The sequence below is a fragment of the Uliginosibacterium silvisoli genome (assembly GCF_036017035.1).
Taxonomy (GTDB): domain Bacteria; phylum Pseudomonadota; class Gammaproteobacteria; order Burkholderiales; family Rhodocyclaceae; genus Viridibacterium; species Viridibacterium silvisoli.
In genome coordinates, this window is sequence record NZ_JAYXHS010000001.1 from 1,464,903 (window position 1) to 1,481,159 (window position 16,257).

16 protein-coding genes are annotated in these 16,257 nt (G+C 63.2%); 7 read left to right on the forward strand and 9 right to left on the reverse strand.

Annotated elements, in window-relative coordinates:
• Nucleotides 1-16 precede the first annotated feature (16 nt).
• On the reverse strand, nucleotides 17-709 hold the full coding sequence (locus tag VVD49_RS06705; protein ID WP_327598362.1) for a hemerythrin domain-containing protein: 693 nt from the start codon (nucleotides 707-709) through the stop codon (nucleotides 17-19).
• Nucleotides 710-1,056: 347 nt separating this feature from the next.
• On the opposite strand from VVD49_RS06705, the gene VVD49_RS06710 reads away from it, so the two are divergent.
• Entirely contained in the window at nucleotides 1,057-3,753 is a 2,697-nt protein-coding gene (locus VVD49_RS06710; RefSeq protein WP_327598363.1) for a sensor histidine kinase, read from the forward strand.
• 38 nt (nucleotides 3,754-3,791) lie between these two features.
• Nucleotides 3,792-4,184, forward strand: a complete 393-nt coding sequence (locus VVD49_RS06715) for a response regulator (RefSeq protein ID WP_327598364.1) — start codon at nucleotides 3,792-3,794, stop codon at nucleotides 4,182-4,184.
• Here VVD49_RS06715 and VVD49_RS06720 read toward each other — a convergent pair.
• Complete coding sequence (locus VVD49_RS06720; protein ID WP_327598365.1) at nucleotides 4,162-5,613, reverse strand: cryptochrome/photolyase family protein; 1,452 nt, start codon at nucleotides 5,611-5,613, stop codon at nucleotides 4,162-4,164. The genes VVD49_RS06715 and VVD49_RS06720 overlap by 23 nt on opposite strands.
• A 200-nt stretch (nucleotides 5,614-5,813) precedes the next feature.
• On the opposite strand from VVD49_RS06720, the gene VVD49_RS06725 reads away from it, so the two are divergent.
• Genes VVD49_RS06725 through VVD49_RS06745 form a run of 5 tightly spaced genes read left to right on the forward strand, consistent with a single transcriptional unit; the run spans nucleotide 5,814 to nucleotide 9,550 of the window.
• Nucleotides 5,814-6,335, forward strand: coding sequence for a YqgE/AlgH family protein (locus VVD49_RS06725; RefSeq protein ID WP_416384893.1), 522 nt, complete (start codon nucleotides 5,814-5,816; stop codon nucleotides 6,333-6,335).
• A 4-nt stretch (nucleotides 6,336-6,339) separates the two neighbouring features.
• A complete protein-coding gene (gene ruvX, locus VVD49_RS06730) occupies nucleotides 6,340-6,804 on the forward strand; it encodes a Holliday junction resolvase RuvX (RefSeq protein ID WP_327598367.1) in 465 nt (154 codons plus the stop codon).
• On the forward strand, nucleotides 6,791-7,294 hold the full coding sequence (pyrR, locus tag VVD49_RS06735) for a bifunctional pyr operon transcriptional regulator/uracil phosphoribosyltransferase PyrR (protein WP_327598368.1): 504 nt from the start codon (nucleotides 6,791-6,793) through the stop codon (nucleotides 7,292-7,294). The genes ruvX and pyrR overlap by 14 nt, the downstream gene beginning before the upstream one ends.
• Nucleotides 7,287-8,258: an aspartate carbamoyltransferase catalytic subunit gene (locus VVD49_RS06740; RefSeq protein WP_327598369.1), complete on the forward strand. Its 972-nt coding sequence runs from the start codon at nucleotides 7,287-7,289 to the stop codon at nucleotides 8,256-8,258. Before pyrR ends, VVD49_RS06740 begins: the two co-directional genes overlap by 8 nt.
• 5 nt (nucleotides 8,259-8,263) lie before the next feature.
• Nucleotides 8,264-9,550, forward strand: coding sequence for a dihydroorotase (locus VVD49_RS06745; protein WP_327598370.1), 1,287 nt, complete (start codon nucleotides 8,264-8,266; stop codon nucleotides 9,548-9,550).
• Nucleotides 9,551-9,640: 90 nt separating this feature from the next.
• Here VVD49_RS06745 and VVD49_RS06750 read toward each other — a convergent pair whose 3' ends face one another.
• The 7 genes from VVD49_RS06750 to VVD49_RS06780 form a co-directional block, all read right to left on the reverse strand.
• Nucleotides 9,641-9,949, reverse strand: a complete 309-nt coding sequence (locus VVD49_RS06750; RefSeq protein WP_327598371.1) for a hypothetical protein — start codon at nucleotides 9,947-9,949, stop codon at nucleotides 9,641-9,643.
• Nucleotides 9,950-10,199: 250 nt separating this feature from the next.
• A complete protein-coding gene (locus VVD49_RS06755; RefSeq protein WP_327598372.1) occupies nucleotides 10,200-11,480 on the reverse strand; it encodes an EAL and HDOD domain-containing protein in 1,281 nt (426 codons plus the stop codon).
• 334 nt (nucleotides 11,481-11,814) lie between these two features.
• Nucleotides 11,815-12,375: a crossover junction endodeoxyribonuclease RuvC gene (gene ruvC / locus VVD49_RS06760; protein ID WP_327598373.1), complete on the reverse strand. Its 561-nt coding sequence runs from the start codon at nucleotides 12,373-12,375 to the stop codon at nucleotides 11,815-11,817.
• A gap of 116 nt (nucleotides 12,376-12,491) precedes the next feature.
• Complete coding sequence (locus VVD49_RS06765) at nucleotides 12,492-13,634, reverse strand: type IV pilus twitching motility protein PilT (protein WP_327598374.1); 1,143 nt, start codon at nucleotides 13,632-13,634, stop codon at nucleotides 12,492-12,494.
• A gap of 117 nt (nucleotides 13,635-13,751) precedes the next feature.
• Nucleotides 13,752-14,609: a DMT family transporter gene (locus tag VVD49_RS06770; RefSeq protein WP_327598375.1), complete on the reverse strand. Its 858-nt coding sequence runs from the start codon at nucleotides 14,607-14,609 to the stop codon at nucleotides 13,752-13,754.
• 23 nt (nucleotides 14,610-14,632) lie between these two features.
• Nucleotides 14,633-15,538, reverse strand: coding sequence for a DMT family transporter (locus VVD49_RS06775; protein WP_327598376.1), 906 nt, complete (start codon nucleotides 15,536-15,538; stop codon nucleotides 14,633-14,635).
• Between the two features lie 105 nt (nucleotides 15,539-15,643).
• On the reverse strand, nucleotides 15,644-16,252 hold the full coding sequence (locus tag VVD49_RS06780) for a DUF1294 domain-containing protein (RefSeq protein WP_327598377.1): 609 nt from the start codon (nucleotides 16,250-16,252) through the stop codon (nucleotides 15,644-15,646).
• Nucleotides 16,253-16,257 lie beyond the last annotated feature (5 nt).

The window sequence follows — 16,257 nt, forward strand, 5'->3', positions numbered from 1 at the left end:
TTTCCGACCTGCAGGATCACGCCGCGCTGAGCTCACCGCACCCCAGCGCGCGCATCAGCTTGTCCCAATCGTTGCCGCTGATCAGCGGACGCAGCATGGCGAGCACGCCGTCAAAGGCTTCGGCAGGCACGCCTTGCCTCATGCCGCAGAGCATCTGCGCACGCTCGCCGGCGCTCACCGAAGGCAGGATCCAGCGCATGAAGCCCATTTTCTTTTCGGGCGGCAAGCTGGCGACCAGCGCGTGCTCGATGGCAAGGATTTCTGCGTCGCTGTAGCAGGCCCACAGCACGGCGTTGTTGTCGGTTTCCTCGACCGCCATGTGCTCGAAATTCTCCGCGACGAACAGGGCGAGGCGCCGGTAGAGCGCACTGCCCATGACGTCGCGCAGGAAGGGCAGGCTTTTCTCGATTTCCGCGATGTCGGCGAGGATGCTCTTGATGGCCAGCACGTGTTCATGGTGATCGGTGAGCGTCGTGTTGCTCGAGCCCGGGCGGCGTGCGTCCATGGCGGCGTGCACGAAGGCGTCTTCATGCTGCAGATGGCTGTGACACACCTCCATCAACATGCGCAGTTGCGCCAGGCTTTGCGCGCTGTCGGCGGGGTCTTGCCAGTCGGTACGGCCACAACGCTGCAGGGTGTCCGACATGAAGGTGCGCAGACCCTTGTGCACCGTGCCATAAATGTTGTATCGCTGATTTGCTGATTGCATTTTGTTATTCCCTTTGACTAAGTAATTCACAATCTGGTTCTATGCGTCTCTGGCTGGCTTTTTTCAGCCATCGAGGCGCACGAAAGTGTTTGTCTGCGGCGCTCATTGCGAATGCAGATCACGTAGCGAAGACTAGGGAAACAGCGGTACAGGTGCTGCTAAATGTTGCTTAAGAGATCCCTAAACAAACCTTATTGCCCTTATGGACAGAGCGGGGCTACGCCCCGGTACGCCTTGTCTGACATCATGAGGATCGCCATGCGGCGGTGGTCTGTCCGACCGCCTCCGATTGACGCGCTGCGCGCAAGCGCTTGTGCATGGGATGCGCCACTGGAGATGTCCCGCCGATGAACCTGTCGCTTCTTCTGGCCCACTGGTCACGTCTGGTGCTGGTAGCCGTAGCGCTGTTGGCACTGACTGCCGTATCGGCAATCTACCTGGAGCAATCACTCGAAGAGCAGGCCCTGTCGCCCTTGCTCTCCGGCGAGAAACAGCGTGCCCTGCGCCGCGCCGAGAGCTTCCAGCGCAGTCTGAAGGTGCCTGTCAGTGATGTGATCGCGCTATCGCGGTCGAAGGTTCTGCGGCAGGCGGTGCAGGACTATTCGGCGCAGTCGCTGGACCGTCTCGCCGAGGTCGGTGCGACGCTGGCGGAGAGCGGCATCACCTATGAGAAGGTGCGGCTGCTCGATGCGCATGGCAAGGAGCGCATGCGCATCAATCTGCGCGGCAGGCATGCCGTGCGGGTGCCGGAGCGTGAACTGCAGGACAAGTCCGGCCGCTACTTCTTCACGCGGCCGACGGGGCTGGCGGATGGCGAGGTCTTCATCTCGCGCATCGATCTGGATGTCGACAATGACAAGATCCAGGTGCCGCATCTGCCGACGCTGCGCGTCGCGACGCCGATCCGCCATGCCGACGGATCGTTGGGGGGCGTGCTGGTGCTCAACGTCGCGGTCGACTCATTGACGCCCATCTTCAACACTGCGGTGGTGGGCGCGATTCCGGTGTGGATGACCGACAGCGCCGGTTTCTGGCTGAAGGGGCCGAAGCCGGAGCTGGAGTGGGGCTTCCAGCTGAACAGGCCCGATGCGCGCCTGAGCGTGTTCGAACCGGAGGTTGCGAGGGCGGCAGAGAGTGGCGATGTGGTGCAACTCACAACCCCCAGCGGTTTGTGGACACTGGGCCGCGTGGACTTGCCTGCTTCGAAAGCGATTGCCGCGCCGCGACCGGAGTTCGAGCAATTCAGGAGCGTTCACCTGATCTCGCGGGTGCCGGCTGAGCAGCTGGAGAGCATGGTGGCCCCCACGCGGCGCATCACGCTCATCACGGCCATTTGCGTCGGGCTGCTGCTCGTAGTGCTCACCTCCCTGATGATCCTGGCATTCGAGGCGCGCAAGCAGCAGGCGCGCGATGCCGAGAATGCACGCCATCGCCTGCGCCTGGCACTCGTGGGCGGCGGCTTGTCGATGTGGATTGCCGACCTGACCAGTGCAGGCGTCTATCTCAATGCCAGCTGGCAGAAGATCACCGGCTATCCGCAAGGGCCATCGACGATGGATGCGTGGTTGGCCTTGATCCATGCCGATGACCGCAGTGGCGTGCTCGAAGCCTTCGCCTTGATGCGCAGCGGCCAACGCAGTTCGGTCGAAACGATCTTGCGTTTGCGCCATCAGGACGGTCACTGGCTGACGCTGGGGCTTTATGGCGGCGTCGTCGATCACACGCAAGGGGGCACGCCCGCACAGGCCGCGGGCGTGTTGCGAGACCTCTCCCTGATCGAGCAGAGCGAGAAACGCCTGGCGCTGGCCATGCTGGCTGGCGACGTGAGCTGGTGGGACTGGAACGTGCCGGGCAATGTCGTCAGCCTAGATGCGCGCTGGGCGCTGCTGACGGGCGACGACGGCGAGACGCGGCAGGAGCTGTTGCTGCCGCTGGCCAGCGTGTTCGAAGATGCCGTGCATCTTGAGGATCGTGCTGCGCTGTCGGCGGCGATAACGGCCTTGCTGTCCGGTCAGCGTGGCTTGATCGCTGCTGATTATCGTCTGCGCCGCCGTGATGGCGACTGGACCTGGATACTGGCGCGCGGCGAGGTGATGGAGCGTAGCGAGAACGGCTCGCCCACGCGTGTGCTGGGTACCTTCAAGGACATCACGCAGCGCAAGCGGCTGGAGCTTGAGCTGCGTGAAGAGCGCCGCCTGCTGGAGCAGCGTGTCGCCGAACGCACGCAGAACCTCGAACTGGCGCGGCAGGAGGCGGAGCGCGCCAATACCGCCAAGAACACCTTTCTGGCCAATATCTCGCACGAGATGCGCACGCCCATGCACGGCATCATCGGCTTCTCCGACATGGGCCAGAAGCTCGGTGCCTCGGCGCCGGCAGAGGTTGCGACGACGTATTTCTCGGCCATCAACCAGAGCGCGGCACGCCTGCTGACCTTGCTCAACGACCTGCTCGACATGTCGAAACTGGAGAGCGGCATGATGTCGTTCCACCCGGAGCGCATCGATCCGGTGATGCTAATCGACAGCAATGTGTCGGAGCTTCAGGCACTCGCGCAACAGAAGAATCTGCGCCTGCAGTTGCAGGCCGAGGCCCCTTTGCCGTCCTTGCATGCGGATCCGATCCGCATCGGGCAAGTGGTCAGGAATCTGCTTGCCAACTCGATCCGCTATTCTCCGGAGGATGATGTCATCCGCATCGAACTGTCGGCACTGGATGGCACCGCACTCGATCTGACGCCGGAAGAGGGTGTTCTGCGCCTGGTGGTCAGCGACCACGGCTGCGGGATACCCCCGGACGAGCTGGAGTCGATCTTCGACAAGTTCGTGCAAAGCACACGTACGCGCTCAGGCGCGGGTGGTACGGGCCTGGGCTTGTCGATCTGCCGCGACATCGTGAGTTTCCATAAGGGGCGCATTCGCGCCTTCAACAATCCGGAAGGCGGCGCCACGTTCGAGGTGCTGCTGCCTGCGCGTCACGCAGATGACGGCAGTGGGAGCGCCAATGACGCGCAAGCCGCTTCACGCGCAGCAACGGATTCCTGAGTCGTGGATCAAGCCATCGCCGGGAGGGCGCAGCGAGAATGAGCGTATGTCATATCCTGGCGGTCGATGACGAGCCGATCAATCTCGCGTTGTTCAAGGCATTCTTCTTCGCGCAGCCTTATGAGGTCACCCTGTGTTCGAGTGGCGCTCGGGCCATCCAGATGCTCGACGATCCTGAGCAGTCCATCGACGTACTGGTGCTCGACCTGATGATGCCCAATGTCGATGGTTTCGACGTGCTGCGCGCCGTGCGCGCGCATGCCAGGCGCTGGAGCGTGCCAGTGATCGTGCAGAGCGGGAACGGCGATCAGGAGTTCATCCGCAAGGCCATGGAGGCCGGCGCAGACGACTATCTCGTCAAGCCCTTTCTCGTCGACACCTTGATGAGTGTCCTTGACCGGCTGCGCCCTAGCTCCGGTCACGTAGCTTGAAGCGCGCCAGCGTGGCCTCGCGCGCTTGCGCGTGGTCGACGATGGGCGCGGCATAGTCCCTGCCGATCACCACGCCCACACTCTCCTGCAACGCTGCAGGCATTTTCCATGGGGCGTGGATGTACTTCTCCGGCACGTCCTTCAGCTCCGGCAGATAGCGCCGGATGAACTTGCCCAGCGCGTCGAAGCGCTCCGATTGCGTCACCGGGTTGAAGATGCGGAAGTAGGGCTGGGCGTCGCAGCCGGTCGATGCGGCCCATTGCCAGCCACCGTTGTTGGCGGCGAGATCGTAGTCGTTCAGGTGCTCGGCGAAATAACGCTCGCCGCGCAGCCAGTGGATGCCGAGATCCTTGGTGAGGAAGCTGGCGACTATCATGCGCAGCCGGTTGTGCATGAAGCCGGTCTGGTTGATCTGGCGCATTGCCGCATCGACGATGGGGTAGCCGGTGCGCGCCTCGCACCAGGTGGCAAACAACTCATCGGCGGCCTTGCCGGTCTCCCAGCGGATGTCGTCGTATTCGGCCTTCCACGCATGCTCCACGACATGCGGATGGTGATACAGGATCTGGTGATAGAAATCGCGCCAGATCAGTTCCGACAACCAGGTCTCGGCGCCTGCGCCGCCGCGCTGATGTGCATGACGTGCGAGTTCGCGGATGCTCACCGTGCCGAAGCGCAGATGCGTCGACAGATACGACACGCCCTTCACCGCCGGGAAATCGCGCGCGTCCTTGTAGTCATTCATGCGCTCAGTGAAATCATCGAACAGCTCGGCGCCACCACTCATGCCGCATTTCATGCGTAGCGTGCCGAGATTGCTGGTTTCAAAGCCCAGCTCGGCCAGGGTCGGCACGCCCCTGGCCTGTGGTGCTGCGCGCAGCTGTGCAATGTGGTTGCCGACGGGATAGGAGCGCAGGTAGAAGTCATTGACGGTGCGTAGCCAGGCGTTCTTGTAGGCTGTGAACACGCCAAAAGGCTTGCCGGCTTGAGTCAGTACCTCGTCGCGTTCGAAGATCACCTGGTCTTTGAAGTCGCTGAAGGCAATGTCCAGTGCGGCCAGTCGACGTGCTACCTCGGCATCACGCTCGACGGCCTGCGGCTCGTAGTCGCGATTGGTATAGACCGCGCTCACCTCGAGCTGGGCGGCCAGCCGGGGGATCTCCTTGCGTGCCGGGCCGTGGCAAACCACCAGTGCGCCGCCTTGCTGGCGCAGGGCTGCATCAAGCTCGACGAGGCTTGCGCGGATGAATTCCACGCGGCGGTCTGTGCGACTCGGCAGCGTGTCGAGAATGTCCGTGTCGAAGACGAAGGCGCAGAACACCGTGTCGTGATCGCGCAGGGCGTGATACAGGGCGGCGTGGTCGAAATTGCGCAGGTCGCGACGAAACCAGACGAGTGCGCTGCTGGCGGGCTGATTTTTCCGGATCATCGTTGGCATTGTGAGGGCTGACGCGGCTGGCACGACAGGATTGGAGTCGCTACCGCTGTCAGTACGCAGGCGCGCGGCGACTGGATGCGCGCAGGCGGCCGGGCTGGCATCAAAGGGCGGCGACCAATGCATCCAGCCGGACATCCGGCTACAATACGCAGGTGCAAAACGTCAATCTCACCCATCATTTCCTCATCGCGATGCCTGCGATGGAGGATCCCGATTTCACCCGCTCGCTCGTCTATGTGGCTGAACACAATGACGAAGGCGCGCTGGGCGTGGTCATCAACCGGCCGATCGATCTCACCGTCGAAGGCTTGTTCGAGCGCGTAGACATCCCGTTCGACATCAAGTCGCTGGCCGACGAGCCGATCTACTTCGGCGGCCCGGTGCAGACCGACCGCGGCTTCGTGTTGCATCGGCCTATCGGTGAGTGGCAGTCCAGCCTCAAGGTCAACGGCGATATCGCCCTGACCAGCTCCAAGGACATCCTGCAGGCGCTGGGCACCTCTGGCGATCCGTCGGAAGTGCTGATCACCCTCGGCTATTCCGGTTGGGGCGCAGGCCAGCTCGAAGAAGAACTGGCGCAGAACGCCTGGCTTACCGTGCCGGCCGACGCCGAGATCATCTTCGCGCTGCCGCCTGACGAGCGCCTGACCGCCGCCATGCAACTGCTCGGCGTCGATTTCACGAATCTCTCCGACGTCGCAGGACACGCATAGCGCGATGGCAACACTGCTTGGTTTCGACTTCGGCACCGCACGCATCGGGGTAGCTGTTGGCGAAACGGAGAGTGGACTGGCCCAGCCGCTCATCGTCATCAACAGCGAAGCCAATGATGTGCGCTTCGGCGAGATCGGCAAGCTGATCGCTGAATGGAAGCCGACGAAACTCGTCGTCGGCATGCCGGCCACCGAAGATGGCAGCGAGCATGCGATGGCGCCACGCTGCCGCCGCTTCGCCAATCAGCTTCACGGACGCTTCTCGCTGCCGGTCGAATTCTTTGACGAAAGTCTGAGTTCGGCCGAAGCGGAAGACATGTTGCGCGAAGCAGGAGGAAAATACGGCGACTGGCGCGAGCGCAAACGCATCCTCGACGCTGTGGCCGCGCAGCGCATCCTGCAGAGTTATCTGGATACCCACGCAAGTACATACGCAAACACTCCGGGGCATCACCATGGAACTACCTGACGCAAGCAGCCTGTGCGAGCAACTCGCCGCGCAGATACGCCCGCATCTCACGCCCGACACGGCACTCATCGGCATTCACACCGGGGGTGTCTGGCTCGCCGAGAAGCTGCATGCCGCGCTGGGCGTTGCCGAGCCGCTCGGCACCATCGACGTGGCTTTCTATCGCGACGACTTCGGTTCGCGCGGCCTGCACGCGCGGCCACGCAAGAGCGACATCCCGTTCGATATCGACGGCCGCCCGCTGATCCTCGTCGATGACGTGCTCTACACCGGCCGCACCACGCGCGCGGCGCTCAACGAACTCTTCGACTACGGTCGCCCCGGCCGTGTCGATCTGGCGGTGCTGGTCGATCGTGGCGAGCGTCAACTGCCGATCTCGCCGCGCTACTGCCCGCTGACCCTGACCGACCCCTTGCCTGCCGACTCACGCCTGCGCCTGTCGCGCACGGAGGCTGGCGAACTCTCCCTGAGGATCATCACGAATGCCTAATCCCGGTCGCAATCCGCAGCTGACCAAGAACGGCGAGTTGCAGCATCTGCTGACGCTGGATGGCTTGCCCAAGGCCATCCTCGAGCAGATCCTCGACATTGCCGAACCCTTCACCGAAGTCGCCGAGCGCGAAGTAAAGAAGCTGCCGCTATTGCGCGGCAAGAGCGTGTTCAACGTGTTCTTCGAGAACAGCACGCGCACGCGCACGACTTTCGAGATTGCCGCCAAGCGCCTGTCCGCCGACGTCATCAATCTCAACGTGTCGACCAGCTCGACGAGCAAGGGCGAGACCCTGCTCGACACGGTCGACAATCTCGTCGCCATGGGCGCCGACATGTTCGTCGTGCGCCATGCTTCGAGCGGCGCGCCTTACCTGATGGCCGAGCACCTGCGCGCCACCAATCGCGATCACATCTCGGTCGTGAATGCCGGTGATGGACGCCATGCGCACCCTACGCAGGGGCTGCTCGACATGTACACCATCCGCCACTACAAGAAAGACTTCACCAATCTCGTCGTGGCGGTCGTGGGCGACGTGTTGCACTCGCGCGTGGCGCGCTCCGAGATCGCCGCACTGACCACGCTGGGCGTGCCTGAAGTGCGCGTGATCGGACCGAAAACCCTGCTGCCGACCGATGTCGAACGTATGGGCGTGCGCGTCTTCCACGACATGAACGAAGGCCTCAAAGGCGTCGACGTTGTGATGATGCTGCGCTTGCAGAACGAACGCATGCAGGGCGCGCTGCTGCCATCGAGCCAGGAGTATTTCAAGGTGTGGGGCCTGACGCCGGAGAAGCTCGCACTCGCCAAGCCGGACGCCATCGTGCTGCATCCCGGCCCGATGAACCGTGGCGTCGAAATCGATTCCGCCGTTGCCGATGGCCAGCACGCTGTCATATTGCCGCAGGTCACTTTCGGTATCGCCGTGCGCATGGCGGTGATGAGCATGCTGGCAGGGGGCTGAGAAGAATGAACATCCATATCAAGAACGGCCGCGTCATCGACCCGGCCAACAAGATCGACGCACGACAGGATCTCTTCATCACCGACGACAAGATTGTCGCCGTGGGCTCCGCGCCTGCAAGCTTCAACGCAGACCGCGTCATCGATGCGACGGGCCTGATCGTCGCGCCCGGCCTCATCGATCTTGCCGCACGTTTGCGTGAGCCCGGCTTCGAATACCGCGCCACGCTGGAGTCAGAAATGGAGGCTGCGATGGCGGGTGGTATCACCAGTCTCGCCTGCCCGCCGGACACCGATCCTGTGCTCGATGAGCCGGGTCTCGTCGAGATGCTGTGCTTCCGCGCGAAGAATCTCAACTGCGCGCACGTCTATCCCGTTGGCGCGCTGACGGTTGGCCTGAAGGGTCAGAGCATCACCGAAATGGCCGAGCTGGTCGAAGCGGGTTGCGTGGCTTTCAGCCAGGCGAACACGCCACTGGTGGATACGCAAGTCCTGCTGCGCGCCATGCAGTACGCGGCGACCTTCGGTTTCCGCGTGTGGCTGCAGCCGACCGACCCCTTCCTTGGCAAGGGCGGCATGGCCCACGATGGCGAGATGGCTTCGCGCATGGGGCTTACCGGCATCCCGGTCGAGGCGGAAACCGTGGCGCTCGCGACGCACCTCAAGCTGGCGCAGGCCACGGGCGTCAAGCTGCACGTTACGCGCCTGTCCTCGGCAGCCGGGCTGGCCTTGATCGACGAGGCGCGCGCTGCCGGCGTCGATGTGACCTGCGATGTCGCCGCGCACCATCTGCACCTGTGCGATATCGACATCGGTTACTTCAATCCCTTGTGTCACATGGAGCCGCCGCTGCGCAGCCAGCGCGACCGCGATGCGCTGAGTGCCGGCCTCGCAGATGGGCGCATCAATGCCGTGTGCTCCGATCACACGCCGGTCGATGACGATGCAAAGCAGATGCCTTTCGGTGAGTCCGAAGTCGGTGCGACCGGGCTGGAGTTGCTCCTGCCGCTCACGCTCAAGTGGGCACGCGACAACAAGGTACCCTTGCCCGATGCGCTGGCGCGCATCACGGCGGATGCTGCCGGCATCATGGGCATCACCAAGGGCGGCCACCTCGGAGTCGGTGCGCGCGCCGATGTGTGTGTGTTCGACGCGGATGCCGAGCGCATCATTACGCGCGCCACGCTGAAGAGCCAGGGGAAGAACACGCCGTTCCTCGGCATGCCTTTACCGGGCATTACGCGATTCACGCTGGTTGAAGGCCGCGTGATGTTTGAGAGCGACGCGCAATAGATCCGTAGTGGTACTCAAAGAAATGGCGCGGAATTTTCCGCGCCATTTTTTTGTTCTCAACGCACCCGTTCGTGCGTTGATCGACATGATTTACATGCGATGCAACTCGTGCACGTCGTGACGCTGCTCGATGCGATGGCGATGCAGGGAGACGTACTGGCGATGCATGTCACGGCGGATCTGGGCCACACGCTTGTAGTCACGGGCCTGTTCGGCGCGATGCAGTTCGTAGCGACTGTGCATCAGCGCGCGATGATCGAGCTCGATACGGCGATTGTTCTGGCGCACTTCAGTGCGCACATGCGGTGTTGCAACAGGAGGGTGAGCCGGCTGCGCGGCAGCGGCCAGGCCGGATGTTGTGACGAGGGCAATGGTGGCAATCTTTTGAACGAGATTCATGGTGCGTCTCCTGGGTCCGGGGCGTTCGCACGATTGCGTCGCCCATGACCGAACAACGCGGGCACGTTCGCAAGCGACGACGCGTGATTGCAAGCAGATGTAATCGCGTTTGCAGATTCCATACAAATGGCGAGACGTAATGCGCCGGCAACGAAAAAGCGCGAGGCGTGCCCGCGATGGATTCCTGCGCGTTCGTGCGGCGTGATGAGGAGTGGGCTGGAAACGAGTTCGCCTGAGTCGCGAGGCGCGCTCAGAGGCTGTTCTCGAGCTCGGCCGTGCTGCTGACGGTTTCAGGGGCGTTGACCCAGGTCAGCGCCTCTATGTGACGCGCATTGACCTTGCGAACGGTCAGGCCGATTGCCACGGCATGTTGCATGACCCGCTGCGAGTCACCGTTCTGGCTGGCCTCTGCCAGCGCGAGGAAGTTGCCCAGCGGACCCTTCTGTTCGAGCAGGGCATCACGCATGGGTGTGGGCAGATTGAGCGGGCGGATGGCGTCTTCAAGCGGTACCTTGAGTGCCACATCTAGCATCGAGAACAGGCCAAGCACGAACAGACGACCGCAGTGCTCGTTGCTGCCGCGGTAACCCTGGCCCAGCAACTCCATGAAGCGTGCGCGTACCAGCGCGGCCTCGAGCACGGCACCGTTGCCGCCGAGACTGCCGCCCAGCATCATCAAGGTCAGCCAGCGGTCGAGTTGGGCTTGCCCCATGACCATCAAGGCCTGCTCGATGGATGAGAGCTGATGATTGAGGCCGCGTGATGCTGCGTTGACGTAGCGCATCAGGCGATATGACATAGCCATGTCCTGCCGCAGGATGGAGGCGATCTTGCGCATGTCGGCGTCTTCGCGCACCTGGTTCACCAGCGTCGCCACGCACATGACTTCAGGCGATAGCGTGTTGCCTGTCCAGTTGCCGCGGTGGGTGATGAATCCGCCGGCGTAGCTGCTGCAGGAGAGACGCCGCATGGTCTCGAATTCTTCCATGGTGTTCACATCCCACGCGGCGCGCGGCAGTGTCGGGAAGTCGCGCCGGAGTGTGTCGACGACGTCGGAGATCTCCATGGGCATGCGCAAGGCGATGCGCAATGCGATGCCGTCGAGCCCTGCGGCCATGCTGGCCATCCATGGTGTGCCGGCGCAGTCGTCGGCCCAGATCTGTACGCCAGCGGCGCGCAATGCGCTGATGCGTGCCAGGGTGTGCGCGTCGGCCGGCTGGTCGGCCTTGTCGGGGCTGAGCAGGATGTTGCTGCGTGCCGGCAGGCGATCGACGGCCGGATTGCGTAGAGCAGCATCGGAGAGCGGGATGACGATGCGGCGTTCACGCAGCACGGCGGAGCTGACGCTATTGACGTGATCGATCAGCATGCGATCCATGAAGTTGCGCACGGAGCGCCCCTGCGAGCGCACGTTCTCATGCAGCTCTCCGCGCAGGGAGAATTCGTAGGCGTCGACTTCCAGGCCGTCGTTTACGACTTCGCGGCGCAGCAGTACGGGCTCTGCCTCGTCTCCCGGGGCAATCTCCGCCACTGCTTGCCTGGCCGGAGCTATCCGGGTCTGCTCAGGAGCTGCTGCGGCGCGTGGTGTGTCGAGGCTGGGCCGGGGACTGGCCGTGAGCTGCGTCGAGGGGGCGATGAAGCCATTCGCCCCAGGCCTCGCCTGGTGACCGAACAGTTTGCCGATTGCTGAAAATAGCCCACCCATCATCTTGTAGTGCCCCGTCCGGCAGGTTGTTCTTGTGTGTCCCTGCAGGACATAACGGCACCCGCGACGGGTCTTTAAGGTCTCAGGCCGATGAAGGCGGCATTTGTGCTCACTTCGGTGCTTGCTTCGTCGTGCACCGTGCTACGCCTGCGGCAGGCGCTCAGCCGACCAGTCGTGAGCCGCGCTTCTTGCCGCGGGTGCTGGCCGCGCTGAGCGCACTCAGGGCCGTGCCGGCAGCACCACCGTTGGCGTGGGCAATGGCGCAGGCCAGCGCGTCGGCTGCATCGGCCTGCGGGTCGCCGGCCAGCTGCAGCAAACGTTTAACCATGTGCTGCACCTGCTCCTTGTTGGCCTTGCCGTAACCGACGACGGCCTGCTTCACCTGCAGGGCGGTGTATTCCATGACGGACAGGTCGCGCGAGACAAGACCACAGATCGCCGCACCACGTGCCTGGCCGAGCAGCAGGGTGGATTGCGGATTGACGTTGACGAAGACAATCTCGACTGCCGCTTCATTCGGCTGGTAGGTGTCGACCACTTCCTGCACGCCATGCAGGATGACCTTGAGGCGCTCGGGCAGGGTGCCGTCAGGCGAGCGGATGCAGCCGCTGGCGATGTAGGCCAGCTTGTTGCCGACCCGTTCGATGACGCCGAAGCCGGTGACACGCAGGCCGGGGTCGATGCCGAGGATGCGGCTTGGGGGAAGTGACAGGGAAGTCATGCGCGCATTCTAAGCGTTGCGGGTGTACCTGAAGAATGTCGTGGCGACGACGCTATGGTTTGATGCAACAAGGCCCGCGAAAGCGGGCCTTGTGTCGGCGACTGTGAGAGCTCGCTTCAGCGGGCGCGCTCGAAGGTCTCGGTGAACTTCAGCGGATCGGTCGTGCCGCGACGCGCATCGACGAGGTCGACGAGCTTGGCGTTGATGAGCATTGCCAGGTCGTCGTTCATGGTGTGCGAGCCCGAGCTGGACGTCTTGCTGAGTTTCTCCAGCAGAGGGCGCACGCCAGCGAGGTTCTGCGCCTCCACCAGTTGCACGGCCTCCGGTGTCATGGTCAGGCATTCGGTCGCAAGGTAGTAGGACTTGCCGTTGCGTGCCGGCAGCAGGGTCTGGCAGATGACGCCGCGCAATGCGTTGGCGAGCGACTGTGCCTGTGCATCGCTATTGCCGAGCAGGCGCAGCAGCTTCTGCAGGCCCAGCTCGGTCGAGCGCGCGTGCAGCGTGGCGAACACCAATGGACCGGATTCGGACAAAGCCAAGGCTTCGCGTGCGGTTTCCGCGTCGCGGATCTCGCCGATGACGATGACATCCGGGCGCTCGCGCAGGGCATCGAGCGCGCCATGGTAGTAGCTCTCGACGTCACCATCTGCACCGACTTCGCGCTGGGTGATGATGCAGCGGCGTTGCGGGATGATGGTTTCGACCGGGTCCTCGATGGTGATGATGTGGCCCGAGCGCGTCTTGTTGATCTCGTCGAGCAGCGAAGCGATCGTGGTCGATTTGCCCTGGCAGGTATCGCCGACGAACAGCACGAGGCCACTGGTGAGCTTGGCGAAATCCTGGATGCAGGGGCGTACGCCCAGCTCTTCGAGTGGAATCGGCTCGGTCGGGAAGCGGCGGATGACGCAGCCGAGGCGCGACTTGCCCTGGAAGGTGAAGCAATTGACGCGGATGCGCCCACTGGTCAGGTCCTTGGCGCGGTCGAACGCGCGGTCGGCGATGCGGTCGCGCCAGTTGGGCTCGATGACCTGGAAGAACTCTTCAAGCTCTTCCTTGGTGATCGGGGTATCCGAAGCGGCGGCCAGGCGCTTGGGCTGGCGCAGCAAGACAGGGCTGTTCTGGTGGATGATCAGATCGCTGAACACGATGTTCGAACCCAGCAGAAACAGGATCTGTTCGACGAGCGTACCCATGAAGGGATAGTCGCCGACCTCGTCGTCAGAAAGTGTTTCTATCATCGTGTTCTGGATCGATTCCATGCTGGTCCCCGGTAGTGTTCGCGTCGATTGTAGGGCAAACGACGAGGGCCGTTCATGCCGCAGGTCCGGCATTTGTGCCCCTTTTCCGGGGATCGTTAATTATTTGCGCTGCAGCACTCAGCGCCGCGACAACCACACGCCAAAGCCGGCGATTGCCATGCCGATCAGCGCCAGTGCCTGCAACGATTCCCGGAACAGCAGCCAGGCGAGCAGGGCCGTTACGGCAGGCGTGAGATAGAACAGACTGGTGACGCGCACGGCTGTGCCGCGGCGGATGAGGATGTTGAGTACGCTGATGGCGGTGACCGACAGCATCAGCACGGCCCACAACCAGGCGAAGACGAATTGACCGCTCCAGTCGATATGCAGGCTCTCGCTGGCGGCCGCGACAGGCAGGGTCAGCAGAAGGCTGGCACTGAACTGGATGACGGCGCCGGTGCGCAAGTCGAAACTCGGGCAGAAGCGCTTCTGGTAGACCGTGCCGAGCGTGATCCCGACCAGGGCTGCGAGAGCCGGCCAGAGTGCGTTGAGCGACCAGGCGTTCGATAGCCCGGGCGCTCGGCTGTACAGCACGACCAGCACGGTGCCGGCGAAGCCCAGTGCCAGCCCTGCCCACTGCGCAGGGGTCACCTTCTCGCGCAGGAACCAGCCTGCGACCAGCGCCGTGACGATGGGCTGCAGGCCGACGATCAGTGCGGTGAGCCCCGCAGGCAGGCCCTGGTGGATGGCCATGAACACGCCGCCGAGATAGGTCGCCTGGATCAGGACGCCCGCAACGGCGATGTGCACGACGCCGCGGCGATTGTCCGGCCAGGGTGCGCGGAAGACGCGCGTAGCCACCAGCATCACGGCGATGACGAGCACGTAGCGCGCGCAGAGGAAAGTCAGCGGTTCGGCAAACGGCAGACCCAGTTTGGCGCTGATGAAGCCGGTGCTCCACAGGAAGACGAAGACCGGGGCGAGCAGTTGATCCATTACGATTCCTTCATGCGCCGGCTTCAGGCACTCACCAGCGCGATCACGCCGATGGCGATGCACACCGCTCCGCACAGGCGCATGCCCGCATTGCGCTCGCCGAGCAGGCGACCGCCGAACAACGAGGCGAACAGCATCGACAACTCGCGTGCCGGCGCCACCTGCGACAGCGGTGCCATCGTCGCCGCGAACAGCACCAGCACGTACGAGACCGGCGCTATGGCGCCAATGAGCAGGGCGGGTTTCCACGACTGCCTGAGTTGTGCGCCGATGTCAGGCCGTTCGTGTCGATACTGGATCAACAGGATGACGATCAGCAGCGGCATGCGCGTGAGATTGCCCAGGTACTCGATCACGATAGGCGAGACGCCGGCGTGCTTCACGGCATAGCCATCGATCAGCGTGTAGGCGGCGATGAACAGCCCGGTGACTACGCCGTAGAACACCCCGGCGCGCAGTGCTGCGTGTGCCTTGTGCGATTGATCCTTGCTACGTAAAGCGCGGACCAGTTCCGGCCCGCCAGCGATCAGCAGGATGCCGCCCACGATGGTCAGCACGCCCAGCCAACCGATGAGGCGCAGCGACTCGCCGAAAAAGCCTGTTGCAACCAGCGCCGTCAGCAGCGGACCCGAGCCGCGCGCCAGCGGATAGACAACCGACAGATCACCAAAGCGATAGCCGCGCAGCAGGCAGCCGAAGTACGCGAGGTGGATCGCACCACTGGCGACGATGAGGCTCCACTGCAGCAGGCCGAGCTGGTCGGCTTGCTGCCAGACGAACCACAGGCCGACTGGCGCCCAGACGATGGCCATCGCGATCGACATCGTCAATGTAAAAAGCATATCGCCGCCCGATTTCTTGGCGACGAGATTCCAGCTTGCGTGGATGAGGGCGGCGAGGAGGACGAGGCTGAGGGGGAGGGCGGACATACGGTGCCGGAGGCGGGTGGAGCGGGGCCCGATCAAGCAAGGCCCCGTACTGCGGATTTCAAGACTGGAGCGTGGGCCCGCAAGGGCGCCGCGCTGCCAATTACCCTAGAGCCATTGCTTCAGGAATGCCGTGCCGTGCGCCGTGAAGAACCAGCCCAGTACGATGCAGTTCAGTACGACAGTGACCCAGAACGCTGTCTGGAAACTCTGCTTGCTCGTCTTGTGACGTAACCACTTCTGAGCGAGCAGGCCTCCTGGCCAGCCGCCGAGCAGGTCGAAGAAATGCAGCGTCATCTCTGGCGTGCGCCGCTTGCCAGTGCGCGCTGCGTGTTTGTCGAACGCATAAGTCGCAAAGGAGAGAACGCTCTCGAACAGGTAGATGGCCAGCACCATGACGGGCAGATGCCCCTTGGCGGTCACCCCGGCGAGCATCGTCAGGAAAAACATGGGCAGCCAGCTGAGCAGATTGCCCGAGCGTGTGCCGCCTTCCTGAGCGTATGACTCGGCTGCAAACATCACCTTGCTTGCGTGCAGACGCCGTTTCTTTTGCTCCGCAGCCACTTCATAAGTGACTCGCGCTCCATCGGCCGGCCGGCGGTCGGCTTTGTAGAAAGCGCTGTAGTGAACAAACAGCTTGTCGCCACCTGTGTCAGGCACGATGAAGCCGAAGCCCCGGTTGTCATTCCATCCCGAGATAGTGCCTTGTGCGCGCATCGATC